This is a genomic window from Streptomyces zaomyceticus, assembly GCF_014656215.1.
Taxonomy (GTDB): domain Bacteria; phylum Actinomycetota; class Actinomycetes; order Streptomycetales; family Streptomycetaceae; genus Streptomyces; species Streptomyces zaomyceticus.
The window spans coordinates 56511-71148 of sequence record NZ_BNBZ01000032.1 but is presented as its reverse complement, the minus strand read 5'-3'; the positions used below and the strand labels follow the sequence as shown (position 1 = coordinate 71148).

The following is a 14638-nucleotide window of genomic DNA, read 5'->3' as shown; positions in this document are numbered from 1 at the left end:
GCCGGGCGGGCCCCGGCAGGGTGCGGCGTCCGGCTGTCAGCCGATGGCCGCGACGCGGTCGCGGTAGGTGCGGGCCGCCGCCGCGTCGCGGTACGGCTCGAGACGGCGCTCGAAGTCGCGCACGTACTCCACCGCTCGCGCCGACCGCATCTCCGAGGCCTGCTGGGCCGCCTCCGCGCCGAGCGCGCAGGCCTGGTCGAGTTCGCCGAGCGCCAGCCGCGAGGTGGCCAGGACGACCCGGCAGAAGAGGCGGCTGCGGGCGAAGCCGGGGGCGCGGAGCTGGAGGGCGCGTTCGGCGTGCTGGGCTGCGGGGCGGTACTGCTGGAGGTCGCGGTGGCAGTGGCCGAGTTCGTCGGCGAGCTGGGCCTCGTCGAACATCCGGGCCCAGTAGGGCACCTCGTCGCCCGGCCGGGCCGCTTCGAGGGCCCGCTCGGCGCGGACGAGGGAGGCGCTGCAGGCGCGCGCCTCGCCGAGCACGGCGTGTCCGCGTGCCTCGACGGCGTGCAGCATCGCCTGGACGACGGGCGGGGCGGCGGGCCCGACGCCCTGCTGGGCGACCCGGGCGAGCTGGACGGCTTCCCGTCCGTGGCTGAGGTAGACGGCCTGGCAGCTCATGGTGAGGAGCACGTACGAGCCGTAGGCCCGGTCCCCGGCGGCCTGGGCGAGGCGCAGCGCCTGGACGAAGTAGCGCTGGGCGAGGCCGTGGGCGGCGATGTCGTACGAGGTCCACCCGGCGAGCCGGGTGAGGTCGGCGGCCGCGGCGAAGAGGCGCCGGCCGACGGACTCGCCGTACGTCCCGCGGAGCATCGGTTCGGCCTCGTGTTCGAGGTAGCGGACGAGGGCCTGGCGGGCGTGGCCGCCGCCGTAGGCGTGGTCGAGCGTGCGGAAGAGTTCGCCGACCGAGCGGAGGGCGGCGATGTCGCCGCTGGAGACCCGCTGGCCGGGCCCCCGGTCCGTGCCGCGCTGCCGGGGCACGGAGAAGCGGCCCTGGGGCGGCACCCGGGGGTCGTGAGCGAGGCGCGGGTCGAGCGGGAGCCGGGCCTCGGCGGTGGCGACGGAGGACGTCGGGCGGGGGCCGGTGGGCAGGTCCCCGCGCGCCACCCGGTCGTCGGCGCGCCCGATGAGCCAGTCCCGGCTGGGGACGACCAGGCCCGCCGGGGTGAAGGCGATCTTGCGGAGTTCGGCGTGGCTGCCGGAGTCCTTGCGCCAGAGTCCGCTGACGATGTCGACGGCCTCCTCGGGGGTCGCGGCGAACTCCAGGCCCGCGTAGACCGGCGCGCAGGCGTCGAGACCGAGGTCCTGGGCCGAGAGACGGCGTCCGAGGCGGCGGGTGAAGACCTCGGCGATGAGGGCCGGCGTGGTGCCGCGCGGCTGCTGGCCGCGGAGCCAGCGGGTCACGGAGGTCTTGTCGTACCGCAGATCGAGACCGTGCTCCAGACCGAGCTGGTCGACCCGTCTCGCCAGGCCCGCGTGGGAGAACCCCGCTTCGGTGATGAGCGCGGCGAGCTGGCGGTTCGGGATGCGCTGCGGTGGTCGTTCCGTCATCAGCTGTGCGGTCTCCTGCCTTCCGGGTCCCGGCGGCAGCCCCGTCGGACCCTCATGGGACGGCGTGAATTTAGCGGTCCTCACGGCCTGTACCGCCACCTTCGCCCCACATTCATCCGATCGTGTGAGGATTGACGGCATCGCTGACGTAGGCGCCCCCCGTCCACCTGCCGGAGGGGTGTCCCCGGCGCCGCCGTACAGTGGCATGGGCGCGAATGACGCATGGTGCCGATCCGGCCCGGGATGATCCCCGGTACCCGGCCCCCGGCACCCAGGAGGAGGCATGGCCGTGAGTGAGCTGCGATTCGTCCGCCTTGGTTTCGGCGAGGAAGCCGTCGACTACCAGGTGGCCTGGGACAAGCAGCGCGAAGTGCACGCCGCGCGGTTCGCCGACGAGATCGACGACACCTGTCTGCTTCTCGAGCACCCGCCGGTCTACACGGCCGGACGGCGCACGGCGGAGAGCGAGCGCCCGCTCGACGGGACGCCGGTGGTGGACGTCGACCGCGGCGGCAAGATCACCTGGCACGGCCCCGGCCAGCTGGTCGGCTACCCGATCATGAAGCTGCCCCGCCCGGTGGACGTGGTCGCCCACGTCCGCCGCCTGGAGGAGGCGCTGATCCTCACCGCCGCCGAGTTCGGCGTGACGACGAGCCGGGTCGAGGGCCGCAGCGGTGTCTGGGTCCTCGGTGATCCGGTGGAGCAGCGGCCCGCGCTCGGCGGACTGTCGCTGGACTTCGACCCGCGGCTGACGGACGAGGAGTTCGACCCGCGCCTGAACGGCCCCGAGTACGCACCGTCCAACGCCGGCCAGCGCCGCGAGGACCGCAAGCTCGCCGCGATCGGCATCCGGGTCGCCAAGGGCGTCACCATGCACGGCTTCGCCCTCAACGTGAACCCGGACAACGCGTGGTTCGACCGGATCATCCCCTGCGGCATCCGCGACGCGGGCGTCACCTCGCTCGCCAACGAGCTGGGCCGCGACGTCACGATCGAGGAGGTGCTGCCGGTGGTGGAGAAGCACCTGCGGGCGGTCCTGGAGCAGGCGGAGCTGAAGCCCCGGGAGATCGAGCGTCCGGTGGAGACGGCCTCGGCCTGAGGAGTGCCCACAGGAATGCAGGGCGCTGGCCAGAGGTTGGCCAGAGGTAGTAAGGCATGGGAAGCAACGGCGTACCCTGGTGTGCGCCGAAGAATCGAAGCTACAGGAGCCGATGTGTCCGCAGTCGCACCCGACGGACGCAAGATGCTGCGCCTGGAGGTCCGGAACGCCCAGACCCCCATCGAGCGCAAGCCCGAGTGGATCAAGACGCGGGCGAAGATGGGGCCCGAGTACACGAAGATGCAGGGTCTCGTGAAGAGCGAGGGCCTGCACACGGTCTGCCAGGAGGCGGGCTGTCCCAACATCTTCGAGTGCTGGGAGGACCGCGAGGCGACCTTCCTCATCGGCGGTGACCAGTGCACCCGGCGCTGCGACTTCTGCCAGATCGACACGGGCAAGCCCGAGGCGCTGGACCGTGACGAGCCCCGCCGCGTGGGCGAGTCCGTCGTCACGATGGACCTGAACTACGCCACCATCACCGGCGTCGCGCGCGACGACCTGGAGGACGGCGGCGCCTGGCTGTACGCGGAGACCGTGCGCCAGATCCACCAGCAGACGGCGGAGCGCGCCGAGGGCCGCACCAAGGTCGAGCTGCTCGCCCCCGACTTCAACGCGGTGCCGGAGCTCCTGGCGGAGGTCTTCGCCTCCCGCCCCGAGGTCTTCGCGCACAACGTCGAGACGGTCCCGCGGATCTTCAAGCGGATCCGTCCGGGCTTCCGCTACGAGCGTTCGCTCGACGTCATCACGCAGGCCCGGGACTACGGTCTGGTCACGAAGTCGAACCTGATCCTCGGCATGGGCGAGACCCGCGAGGAGGTCAGCGAGGCGCTGCGGCAGCTGCACGACGCGGGCTGTGAGCTGATCACCATCACGCAGTACCTGCGCCCCTCCGTCCGGCACCACCCCGTGGAGCGCTGGGTGAAGCCGCAGGAGTTCGTGGAGCTCAAGGAGGAGGCCGACGAGATCGGCTTCTCCGGTGTCATGTCGGGCCCGCTGGTCCGTTCCTCGTACCGCGCGGGCCGTCTGTTCCAGCAGGCGATCGAGAAGCGCGGCGCGGTCGACAACGCCACCCAGGCTGTGTGAATCCGAGCACAAGTGGTTACCGGCCGGTAATGGCCGGATCCGGCGCGGCCCGTACGCCCCCGCAGCTCAGCGGGGATGTACGGGCCGCGTCGGCGTTCCCCCACTCCTCCGCATGGCCGCATCAACGTTTCATCAGTGTTTGACCACCGAGTCACGCACTGGTAACACCAGTCTGTGAGCCTGGTTTCACTCACCGCCACCAACACTCGCTTTCCCCCACCTCGTCTCACCCGCAATCGAGGGAGGACCCCGACATGCCGGCCGCATCGACGCACGTCCGCGTCACCGCGATCCCGTCCGTCACCGACGCCCTGAAGGCCGTGGAGGCACTGCTCCTCGGCGCCGGGCAGCGCACCGCCCGGCGCAACGCCTGGAACTCCGTCCTGGAGGACCGGCGCCGCGCCAAGGACAGGGTCGAGGCCCAGCACGTGATGGAGGTCGCGTCGGGCCGGACTTCCCGGGCCACGTAAACTTCAGGACATGGCGAGGAAGGCAAACACGGGCAGCGCTGACGCTGCGAACCAGGGGCGGCTCAAGCAGATCGCCCTCACGTACAAGATGACCCGAAAGGCTGACCCCAAGGTCGGACTTGTCGTCGCAGGCGTGGGCATCGTCGTACTCGGTGTCCTCCTCGCGATCGGCTTCCTGATCGGTCACCCGGTCTACCTGGGCATCCTGGGCTTCGTCCTGGGACTCCTGGCGGCGGCCATCGTGTTCGGGCGGCGCGCCGAGCGCGCGGCCTTCGGGCAGATGGAAGGCCAGCCGGGCGCGGCGGCGGCGGTGCTCCAGAACGTCGGCCGGGGCTGGACGACGACCCCCGCGGTCGCGATGAACCGCAGCCAGGACGTCGTGCACCGGGCGGTCGGCCGGGCCGGCATCGTGCTGGTCGCCGAGGGCAACCCGAACCGGGTGAAGCCTCTGCTGGCGGCCGAGAAGAAGCGCATGAGCCGCGTCGTGGTCGACGTGCCGGTCACCGACATCATCGTCGGCGACGGCGACGGCATGGTGCCGCTGAAGAAGGTCCGTACGACCATGCTCAAGCTGCCTCGGGTGCTCACCGGCCCCCAGGTGACCGTGGCCAACGACCGGCTGCGGGCGATGGGCGACCTGATGAGCAACATGCCGCTGCCCAAGGGCCCGATGCCGAAGGGCATGCGGATGCCTCGGGGCGGAAAGATGCGCTGACGCGCCCGACCGGAACAACCGGAAGGCCCCGGACCGTGGAAACGGTCCGGGGCCTTCTCGCGTGCCGCACGGGTCAGATACGGACCTGGACGGCGCCGGAGAGACGGTCGTGGAGGCCGCGGCCGTCGCGGTCCCAGATGAGAGCCGGGATCGCCAGGCAGACGAGCAGGGAGCGGAGCGCCACGCGCGGGAACCCGAGCCGCCCACCGCGCGCGGAGACGACCTGGAGGCCGAAGAGCCGCTTGCCGGGCGTCGAGCCGACGGTGCCGACGGTCAGCACGCTCAGGACGAGCAGGATGCCGAGGGCCCAGTTGCCGGTCGCCTGGTTGTAGCCGTCGGTGATCAGGCCGTATGCGATCAGCGTGCAGAGGGCCCAGTCGACGGCCAGGGCGCCGAGGCGCCGCCCGGGGCGGGCGATCGAACCGGGGCCCTCCTCCGGCAGCCCCAGCTGCTCACCGCGGTATCCGAAGTCGACGCCTGCGTCCTCGGCCGCCGCGCGGGGGCCGGAGAGCCAAGATCCGAGTGCTTGCCTGTTGTCCACCCGACCACGGTACTGCGCCCGTTTTTGATCACTTCGGCCCGGGTCGGCGAAGTCGGGCCGAAGCGGACCGCGACGTGTGTCGGCGACCGGTGCGGCACCCACCCCGGTTAACTTCGACGAAACAAATGGGTCATGCTTGAGAAATCCCGTCTGCCTATGGTCGGGTCCAGCGTGTGCCACCGCACTGGCCGCACGACCGAGCTGCAACCCCGCCCCTCCCCGGGCCGGGAGTAGGAGGAGTTGGATGTCCGAGAAGCACGGGTTCCAGAACGCCGACGAGGTCCAGAAGTTCATCAAGGACAACGACGTCAAGATGGTCGACGTCCGCTTCTGCGACCTTCCGGGCGTGATGCAGCACTTCACGATCCCCGCGACGGCCTTCGACCCGTCCGAGGAGCTCGCGTTCGACGGCTCGTCCATTCGCGGCTTCCAGGCGATCCACGAGTCCGACATGTCGCTCCGCGCCGACCTGTCGACGGCCCGCGTGGACCCCTTCCGCCGCGACAAGACGCTGAACATCAACTTCTTCATCCACGACCCGATCACGGGCGAGCAGTACAGCCGTGACCCGCGGAACATCGCGAAGAAGGCCGAGGCGTACCTCGCCTCCACCGGCATCGCCGACACCGCCTACTTCGGCCCCGAGGCGGAGTTCTACGTCTTCGACTCGGTGCGCTTCGAGACCTCGGCGAACCAGGGCTTCTACCACATCGACTCCGAGGCCGGCGCCTGGAACACCGGTTCGGAGGAGAACAACCGCGGCTACAAGGTCCGCTACAAGGGCGGCTACTTCCCGGCCCCGCCGGTCGACCACTTCGCCGACCTGCGCTCGGAGATCTCCCTGGAGCTGGAGAACGTCGGCCTGCAGGTCGAGCGCCAGCACCACGAGGTCGGCACCGCCGGCCAGGCCGAGATCAACTACAAGTTCAACACGCTGCTCGCCGCGGCCGACGACCTGATGCTCTTCAAGTACATCGTGAAGAACGTCGCCTGGCGCAACGGCAAGACCGCGACCTTCATGCCGAAGCCGATCTTCGGCGACAACGGCTCGGGCATGCACGTCCACCAGTCGCTGTGGGCGAACGGCGACCCGCTGTTCTACGACGAGACGGGCTACGCGGGCCTCTCGGACACCGCCCGCTACTACATCGGCGGCATCCTCAAGCACGCCCCGTCGCTGCTCGCCTTCACCAACCCGACCGTGAACTCGTACCACCGCCTGGTCCCGGGCTTCGAGGCGCCGGTCAACATGGTGTACTCGCAGCGCAACCGCTCCGCGGCCATGCGTATCCCGATCACGGGCTCGAACCCGAAGGCCAAGCGCGTCGAGTTCCGCGCGCCGGACCCGTCCTCGAACCCGTACCTCGCCTTCTCGGCGCTGCTCCTCGCGGGCCTCGACGGCGTGAAGAACAAGATCGAGCCGGCGGAGCCGATCGACAAGGACCTGTACGAGCTGGCTCCCGAGGAGCACGCGAACGTCCAGCAGGTCCCGACCAACCTGGAGGCCGTGCTCAACGCCCTCGAGGCCGACAACGAGTACCTCCAGGCCGGCGGTGTCTTCACCTCCGACCTGATCGAGACCTGGATCGACTACAAGCGCACGCACGAGATCGCCCCGATCCAGCTGCGCCCGCACCCGCACGAGTTCGAGCTCTACTTCGACCTCTAGGCCGGAGCCTCACGTGTGAGGGCCGCCGCCCCCGGACATCCGGGAGCGGCGGCCCTCGCCGTTCTCCTCGCGCCTCCGCCGCGCCCCCCGGGGTCAGCGGCCGTGGCGGATGAAGGTGCGCACCATGCGGCAGGTGGTGTCCGACGGCGGGTGGATGCCGATGTGCTGGGCCGTGGTGCGTATCGTCGCGTTCGTCGCCTTCGACGGGACGTAGACCCCGGCGTCGAGGAGCGCGATCGCGAGGCGCATGGCCTTCAGGCGACGGTTGTGCGTCACGTACCACTCCCGCGGGCGGCCCGCGGGGAGCGGCTTCCTCCGGAGCGGCTTCCACGGTTCGAGGGACGGTGTCCGGATCACGGCGAGAGCCATGGGCTACCTCCTGGCGAACGACGGGGGTGCGGGCCCTCCCCGGGACCCTCACCTTCACTCCCTATTTTAGTGGCCCCCACTGACAATCGCCCCTGGCCAGAGGGGGTTTGGGGGGTGGTGGAGCAAGGCCTGGGGGGTACCGTGGAGGCATGGAGATCTGGATCAATCCCGCCTGTTCCAAGTGCCGCAGCGCCCTCACCCTTCTCGACGCCGAGGGCGCCGACTACACCGTGCGCCGCTACCTGGAGGACGTGCCCTCCCCCGACGAGATCCGGCAGGTGCTCGGGCGGCTGGGGCTCGAACCCTGGGACATCACGCGGACGCAGGAGGCCGTCGCCAAGGAGCTCGGGGTGAAGGACTGGGCCCGGGACGCCGGGAGCCGCGACCGGTGGATCGAAGCGCTGGCCGCGCACCCCGGGCTCATTCAGCGGCCGATCATCACCGCCGAGGACGGCACGGCCGTCGTCGGCCGGTCCGAGGAGGCCGTACGGGACGCGCTGTCGCGTTGAAGCCGTTCGGCTCGTGTACGGGGGTGGGTGCCGGTGACGAAGGGGACCACGAGGGCCGGCCCGAGCAGTCGGGCGGTGGGGGGACTGGGTGAGAGGGGCGGTGCGGGGCGGCGTGGGTGAGACGGACGGCGGGGCAGGTCCCTCGGGGCTCGGGGTCGATCTCCATCTGGAGCTGAGCGCCGCCGGCGGACGGCGGGCCGTGCTCATCGCGGCACTCCGCGAGGCCGTGCGCGGCGGTCGGCTCGCTCCCGGGACCCGGCTGCCGCCCTACCGCTCGCTCGCCGGCGACCTCGGGATCGCCCGCAACACCGTCGCCGACGCATACGCCGAACTCGTCGCCGAGGGCTGGCTCACCTCCCGCCAGGGCTCCGGGACCCGCGTCGCCGACCGCGTCGCCGCGCCCCCTCCCCGGCCCGTGCACCCGGCCGCGCCGCCCCCGCTCCCGTACGACCTCGTCCAGGGCAAGCCCGACCCCGCCGCCTTCCCCCGCGCCGCCTGGCTGGCCGCGGCCCGGCGGGCGCTCACCGACGCACCGCACGAGGCCTTCGGGATCGGCGACCCGCACGGCCGGATCGAGCTCCGCCGGGCGCTCACCGAATACCTCGCGCGCGTGCGGGGCGTGCGCACCACCCCCGACCGGATCGTCGTCTGCTCCGGCGCCGCGCACGCGCTCCGGCTGCTCACCCGCGTGCTCGGCACGGACGCCCCCTGGGCCGTCGAGTCCTACGGGCTGCCCTTCCACCGCGGACTCCTCGCCGAGGCCGGAGTCACCACCACGCCGGTGACCGTCGACGAGGACGGGGCGCGGGTCACGGACATCCCCCGCCACGCGGGCGCGGTGCTGCTCACCCCCGCCCACCAGTTCCCGACCGGCGGACCGCTGCACCCCGAGCGTCGCACCGGCGTCCTGGAGTGGGCACGGACCTCCGGCGGGCTGGTGATCGAGGACGACTACGACGGGGAGTTCCGCTACGACCGGCGGCCCGTGGGCTCCGTCCAGGGCCTCGATCCCGAACGGACCGTCCTCGTCGGCTCCGTCAGCAAGAGCTTCTCCCCCGCCCTGCGGATCGGCTGGATGTGCCTGCCGTCGGCGCTCGTGGACAGGGTCGTCGCGGCGAAGGGCCTGCGCGAGCCGTACGCCTCGGCGACGGACCAGCTCACCCTCGCCGACCTCCTGGTCTCCGGCTCCTACGACCGGCATGTCCGCCGGATGCGCCAGCGGCACCGCGGACGGCGCGACCGGCTGGCGACGGCCCTCGCCGAACGGGTCCCGGCGGTCCGGGTGACCGGCATCGCCGCCGGGCTGCACGCCGTCGTGGAGCTGCCGCCGGGCACGGAGCGGGCCGCGCTCGACGCGGCGGCCCGGCACGGGGTCGCGGTCGAGGGCCTGGCGCCCTACCGCCACCCCGACGCCCGGGACGGCGACCGCCCGGACGGGCTGGTCGTCGGCTACGCCACACCGCCGGAACGGCTGTACGCGGCCGCCGTGGACGCGCTCTGCGAGGCCCTTTCCGAAGCTCTGCCGTGAGCCCCGCCCGAAACCCCGCCCGAAGCCCTGTCCGAAGCTCTGCCATGGGCCCCGCCCGGGACCTTGCCCGGGACTCCGCCCGGGGCGCTCGGGTCCTGAGTACGCGGTCGGGGCCCGCGGGGCCGGGCCGTCAGCCCGCGGACACCGCCCGCCCCTCCTGCGCCGTCGCCTCCGCCGTCGTCAGGATCTCGGTGAGACGGAGGCCGAAGCGGGCGTCGCAGGCATCGGGTTCTCCGGTGCGGGCCGCCGTGACCAGGGCGTCCACGGCCGCGCCGAAGGCTCCCACCGCCCCGTCCCAGCGGGGCAGCTCGGCCCGGCCCCCGGTGCCGTACAGCGTGAGGGCCGCCTCCGCGGCCGCCGCCGGTGCGCCGAGGGTGAGCGTGGCGGTGCTGCTCGCGCCCGAGGTGTGGCGCAGCACCAGGTGGTGGGTGTCCCCCGGGCCCTGCACCGCCGTGATGGCGGTGACGTCGCCGAGGACCGGCAGGAGGACGGAGAGGACGTGCGGGCCGACGTCCCACAGTCCGCCCTTCTCCCGCCGCCAGGGGGACGCCGCGTACTCGCTGCTCGAACCGGCCCCGTAGAGCGAGCCCAGCCAGTGCGCCTCGCCCAGGAACCAGCCGCCGGTGGCCGTCTGTTCCTCGATCCAGCGGGCCGTCGGCTCCGCGAAGCGCAGGGTGCAGAACACCACCGAGGCGACCCCGGCGGCCTCGACCGCCTCGGCCACCTCCCGCGCGCCGGCGACGGTCGTCGCCACCGGCTTGTCGAGGAGGACATGGCAGCCGGCCTCCGCGGCCCGCACCGCGAGCGGGGCCTGCACGTCCGGCGGGAGCGCGAGGGCCACGGCATCGCTGGCCGCGAAGAGGGCGTCGACGTCGTCGTACGCGCGCGTGCCCGACGCGGCGGCGAGCTCGGCCGCGGCCTCGGGGCGTCTGCCCCACACCCCGCTGAGTTCCACCCCCGGATGCCCGGCGAGCGCGGGCGCGTGGGTGCGGCCGGCCCAGGGGCCGGTGCCGAGGAGTCCGATGCGGGGCTTCGCGCCCAGGTGCTTCGCCATGCCCCCAGTCTGCCGGGTGGGTGCGACAGCCGGTCGCGGCCCCCCGCACCGGGCCCCTGCTCCGAAATCCGCTCGCGTGCCTCCCCCTGCCCGGTGTTAGCGTTTCCCGGCCGGCCGCGGGACTTCGGTGCGACTTCCGGAACCTGCCTCTGAAGCAACGTCTTCGCTGTTCGTGCCCTCATTCCCCGGCCGGCGCCCATGAGAAGGGGAGAGCCTTGTCCGAGCTCGTCGCCGCCGAGGACGTGCTCCTCTTCGTCAACGCCGCCGTGACCGCCACCGGTCAGCGGGAGTTCCGTTCCTCCGCCGCCGCGCAGCACTTCTCGCTGCGGTTCGTCCACGAGTACGTGCGGGTCAACTACCGTCCCGTGTACGCCGCCGCCCTCGCCCTGGACATCAACCACCACAACGCGGCCCTGATCGTCGAGCAGCTGCTCCGCACCGCCGACGAGGCCGGCGGTCCCGGGGAGAAGCGGGCCGAGGGGCGGCTGATCGCCGCCCGCCTCGCGCTCCTGCCGCCGCAGCGGGTCTACCGGCTGTTCCGCGCGCTGCGCGCCGCCGGGGTCAACAACCGGCGTACGCGCGCGATCGTGCGCGCGTGGCTCGCGGCCCGGCCCGACCCCGCCCTCGACGCGGTGAAGTACCGCAGCGGTCTGAAGGCCGCCCTCCGGCACGTCCACGGACGGCTGCCCGATCCCGAGACCGGCGACTTCCTCTTCTCGCCCGGCCGCCGGGTCCGGTACGAGAACCCGACGCTCGACTCCTTCCGCCGGGCCCGCTACGAGCAGGGCGCCCTGTACGAGCTGCCGTTCACGGTCGCCGAGGGGTTCGCCGCCGGTCACGGGGTGCCGCGCGCGGTGTTCCTGGAGCGGATCGCGCCCCGGATGACCCGGCTCGAACAGCTCAGGACGGCCCGTGCCGCCGACCTGACCGTCATGCCGCTGACCCGGCTCGCCCTGTACGTCCTGTCGCTGCCGTTCGGCGAGCGGGTGGAGCGGCGGGCCGAGCTGACGCACGCGCTGCGGGCGGCCGCCCGGCGCGCGGCGGGGCCGTACGCCGGAAGCTGGGGCCGGGTCGCCGCCGTGCTCGACGACAGCTTCTCGTCCTCCGGCTCGGCGGTGAAGCGGCGCCGCCCGCTGGCCGTCGCCCTCGGCTGCCACTACCTCCTGGAGGCCCTCGCGGCGCCGGGGGCGTACACCCCGCTGTGGACCTCGGGCGGCAGTGACCCGCTGCTCGTCCGGCCGTACGGACCGACCCCGCTGGGCCTGCGGATCCTGGACGCGCTGGAGGGCGGACCCGACCGGCTGGTGATCGTCTCGGACGGCTGGGACAACGCGCCGCCGGGGCTCGCGGGCGAGGTGCTGCGGGTGTGGCGGTCGCGGCTGGATCCGGAGCGGCGGACGAGCGTCGTGCACCTGAACCCCGTATACGACGCGGAGGGCTTCGACGTCCGCCGGCTGGCCCCGAGCGTGCCGGCCGCCGGGATCAGGGACGCGGAGGATCTGGCGGCGCTCGTGGAGATCGCGCAGTTCGCCGAGGGACGGACCGGGTTCGCGGAGCTGCGGGCCTATCTGGACCGGCGGGTGGAGCTGTTCCTGCAAGGAACCGGGGGGCCGGTGGGAGAGGGGGCCGGGGGATGACCCGGATCGATCTGACGGGACTCGACGTCCGGCCCGCGCAGGTGTGGGGCGGCGTACGGCTGGTACCGCTCGTACGGGCCGAGCCGGTGCCCGGGCTGCGCCTGCACCGGGAGATCTACCGGGGTCACGGCGGTCTCGGCACGGTCGACCTGCCCGACCGCACCACCTACACCTCGTACATCCCGCACGGCTTCGTCGCCGACTGGACGGGAACCGGGTCGGGGACGGGCGCGGAGTCCGCCGCGTACGGGACCCGCCTCGGCGGCGGGGCGAGCGGCGGCGGGGGCGGCGACTCCGCGCCGGACTGCATGCCCGTACGCCGGATCCACCGGATGGCCAAGCGGCGCCGGGACCCCGACGGGCGCGCCGAGCGGCGGCTCCGCTTCCTGCCGCTGCATCTCGCGCTCGAGGGGTACCTCGCACTGCACTTCGGCGGGCCGTCGACGGCCTGGGAGGAGTGGTCGGGCGAGGCGCTGAGGCACGGCCTCTCGCCGCGCGCCGAGGCGGCGTACGCGGGGCGGGCGGTACCCGGGCTCGCCGAGGCGCTGCGGATCTTCGAGGTCCATCCCGGCCAGTGCGGGCTGCTCCTGTACGTGGCCGACGCGCTGGCCGCGGCCTTCGTCGTACCGCACCCCGACGACTACCGGCTTCTGCATCCGACCCTGATCGAGGACCTGTACGGGGAGCTGGTCCACCAGTACGCCTGGTACGGCGGCCCGGTGCCCGAGTTCACGGCGCGGATCCGGGACGGGGCCGGCGGTATCCGGACCCTCGCGGACCTGCGGGCGGCCGCCCGGGAGCAGGAGCGGGCCTGGGCCGTGGCGCACGACGGGCTCATGGCGCGGGACCTCCTGGAGACCTCGTACGCCTTCGAGCGGGTCCACCGGGCGGGGCCGTTCGATCTGCACCGGTTCCTGCCGCCGTTCCGGCGGGGCGGACCGGAGCAGCACATCGGCGAGCTGATCACCGACCACAAGGGCCGGGCGGTCTATCTGAAGACCTTCCGGCTCTCCGAGAACCAGATCCGCAAGGGGCACCTGCTGCGCCGGCTCGCCGACTGCGACTGGCACCTGGAGCGGACGGCGGAGGCCCTGGGGACCTCGTACGCGGAGGTCGTACGGCGTGTCGGGGGCGCGGGTCTCGGCTCGCTCCTGAACGCGCACGCCGTCGCACAGCGACTCCGCGAAAATCAGGAAAGCTGAGTAACACGGGGTTCACATTCGGGCAACCGACGGGAAATCCCGTGTTGCGAAGCTGCGACCGGACACAGACACCGCAGCTTCTCGCAGCGCCGCGAGCCGCCGCGACACCCGCAGCAGCACGCCCAAAGGATGAGGCCCGTGACCTTCAAGGCTGAGTACATCTGGATCGACGGCACCGAGCCGACCGCGAAGCTTCGTTCGAAGACGAAGATCATCGTGGGCGGGGGCGCCACGCTCGGCGAGCTGCCGATCTGGGGCTTCGACGGTTCCAGCACGAACCAGGCCAAGGGCCACGCCTCGGACCGCGTCCTCAAGCCGGTCTTCGTCTGCCCCGACCCGATCCGCGGCGGCGACGACGTCCTGGTGCTGTGCGAGGTCCTCAACACGGACATGACGCCGCACGAGTCCAACACGCGTGCCGCGCTGGCCGAGATCGCCGCGAAGTACGCCGCTCAGGAGCCGATCTTCGGCATCGAGCAGGAGTACACGTTCTTCGAGGGCACCCGCCCGCTCGGCTTCCCGGTCAACGGCTTCCCGGCCGCCCAGGGTGGCTACTACTGCGGCGTCGGCGCGGACGAGATCTTCGGCCGCCCGATCGTCGAGGCGCACCTGGAGAACTGCCTCAAGGCCGGTCTCGGCATCTCCGGCATCAACGCCGAGGTCATGCCCGGCCAGTGGGAGTTCCAGGTCGGCCCGCTGGCGCCGCTGGAGGTCTCCGACCAGCTGTGGATCGCCCGCTGGCTGCTGTACCGCACGGCCGAGGACTTCAACGTCTCCGCGACGCTGGACCCGAAGCCGGTGAAGGGCGACTGGAACGGCGCGGGCGCGCACACCAACTTCTCCACCAAGGCGATGCGCGAGGGCTACGACGCGATCATCACCGCCGCCGAGTCCCTCGGCCAGGGCTCGAAGCCGCTCGACCACGTCAAGAACTACGGCGCCGGCATCGACGACCGCCTGACGGGTCTGCACGAGACCGCCCCGTGGGACCAGTACTCCTACGGCGTCTCGGACCGCGGCGCCTCGGTCCGCATCCCGTGGCAGGTCGAGCAGGACCAGAAGGGCTACATCGAGGACCGTCGCCCGAACGCGAACGTGGACCCGTACACGGTGACCCGCCTCCTGGTGGACACCTGCTGCGAGGCCCTGGAGAAGGCCGGACAGGTCTGATCCGCACCGATTCGGAAGGGGCGCCCACCGGCCACGGTGGGCGCCCC

14 protein-coding genes are annotated in these 14638 nt (G+C 72.5%); 10 read left to right on the top strand and 4 right to left on the bottom strand.

From position 1 onward, the window contains the following. Positions 1–36: 36 nt before the first annotated feature. Complete coding sequence (locus IE311_RS30280) at positions 37–1545, bottom strand: regulator (protein WP_189835036.1); 1509 nt, start codon at positions 1543–1545, stop codon at positions 37–39. 289 nt (positions 1546–1834) lie between these two features. Here IE311_RS30280 and lipB point away from each other — a divergent pair, with 289 nt between their 5' ends. From lipB to IE311_RS30260, 4 genes are all read left to right on the top strand, one after another. Continuing rightward, positions 1835–2644 carry a lipoyl(octanoyl) transferase LipB gene (gene lipB / locus IE311_RS30275; protein WP_189835035.1) on the top strand — a complete coding sequence of 270 codons (810 nt, stop codon included), beginning with the start codon at positions 1835–1837 and terminating at the stop codon, positions 2642–2644. Between the two features lie 114 nt (positions 2645–2758). Beyond that, on the top strand, positions 2759–3727 hold the full coding sequence (lipA, locus tag IE311_RS30270; RefSeq protein WP_189835034.1) for a lipoyl synthase: 969 nt from the start codon (positions 2759–2761) through the stop codon (positions 3725–3727). 254 nt (positions 3728–3981) lie between these two features. Then, entirely contained in the window at positions 3982–4197 is a 216-nt protein-coding gene (locus tag IE311_RS30265; protein WP_030208220.1) for an SCO2195 family GlnR-regulated protein, read from the top strand. A gap of 10 nt (positions 4198–4207) precedes the next feature. Further along, positions 4208–4912: a DUF4191 domain-containing protein gene (locus IE311_RS30260; protein ID WP_189835033.1), complete on the top strand. Its 705-nt coding sequence runs from the start codon at positions 4208–4210 to the stop codon at positions 4910–4912. A 73-nt stretch (positions 4913–4985) separates the two neighbouring features. On the opposite strand, the gene IE311_RS30255 is transcribed toward IE311_RS30260, so the two are convergent. Beyond that, entirely contained in the window at positions 4986–5453 is a 468-nt protein-coding gene (locus IE311_RS30255; RefSeq protein ID WP_189835032.1) for an RDD family protein, read from the bottom strand. Positions 5454–5697: 244 nt separating this feature from the next. On the opposite strand from IE311_RS30255, the gene glnA reads away from it, so the two are divergent. Then, a complete protein-coding gene (glnA, locus tag IE311_RS30250) occupies positions 5698–7122 on the top strand; it encodes a type I glutamate--ammonia ligase (protein WP_189835031.1) in 1425 nt (474 codons plus the stop codon). A 93-nt stretch (positions 7123–7215) separates the two neighbouring features. Here the strand turns inward: glnA and IE311_RS30245 are convergent, their stop codons facing one another. Further along, a complete protein-coding gene (locus tag IE311_RS30245) occupies positions 7216–7491 on the bottom strand; it encodes a hypothetical protein (RefSeq protein ID WP_189835030.1) in 276 nt (91 codons plus the stop codon). A gap of 149 nt (positions 7492–7640) precedes the next feature. Here IE311_RS30245 and IE311_RS30240 point away from each other — a divergent pair, with 149 nt between their 5' ends. Together IE311_RS30240 and pdxR are read left to right on the top strand one after the other, a co-directional pair. Continuing rightward, on the top strand, positions 7641–8000 hold the full coding sequence (locus IE311_RS30240; protein WP_189835029.1) for an arsenate reductase family protein: 360 nt from the start codon (positions 7641–7643) through the stop codon (positions 7998–8000). 112 nt (positions 8001–8112) lie between these two features. After that, the gene (gene pdxR / locus IE311_RS30235) at positions 8113–9528 is read left to right on the top strand and encodes a MocR-like pyridoxine biosynthesis transcription factor PdxR (RefSeq protein WP_229902257.1); all 1416 of its coding nucleotides are present in this window, start codon (positions 8113–8115) and stop codon (positions 9526–9528) included. 130 nt (positions 9529–9658) lie between these two features. Here the strand turns inward: pdxR and IE311_RS30230 are convergent, their stop codons facing one another. Beyond that, positions 9659–10582: a Gfo/Idh/MocA family protein gene (locus IE311_RS30230; RefSeq protein WP_189835028.1), complete on the bottom strand. Its 924-nt coding sequence runs from the start codon at positions 10580–10582 to the stop codon at positions 9659–9661. Positions 10583–10797: 215 nt separating this feature from the next. Here IE311_RS30230 and IE311_RS30225 point away from each other — a divergent pair, with 215 nt between their 5' ends. From IE311_RS30225 to glnII, 3 genes are all read left to right on the top strand, one after another. Next, positions 10798–12219, top strand: coding sequence for a hypothetical protein (locus tag IE311_RS30225; protein WP_189835027.1), 1422 nt, complete (start codon positions 10798–10800; stop codon positions 12217–12219). Further along, on the top strand, positions 12216–13421 hold the full coding sequence (locus IE311_RS30220; protein ID WP_189835026.1) for an ARPP-2 domain-containing protein: 1206 nt from the start codon (positions 12216–12218) through the stop codon (positions 13419–13421). The genes IE311_RS30225 and IE311_RS30220 overlap by 4 nt, the downstream gene beginning before the upstream one ends. A 138-nt stretch (positions 13422–13559) precedes the next feature. Next, positions 13560–14591 (top strand): glutamine synthetase, encoded by a 1032-nt coding sequence (gene glnII / locus IE311_RS30215; protein WP_189835025.1) that lies wholly within the window; start codon positions 13560–13562, stop codon positions 14589–14591. Positions 14592–14638: the final 47 nt, after the last annotated feature.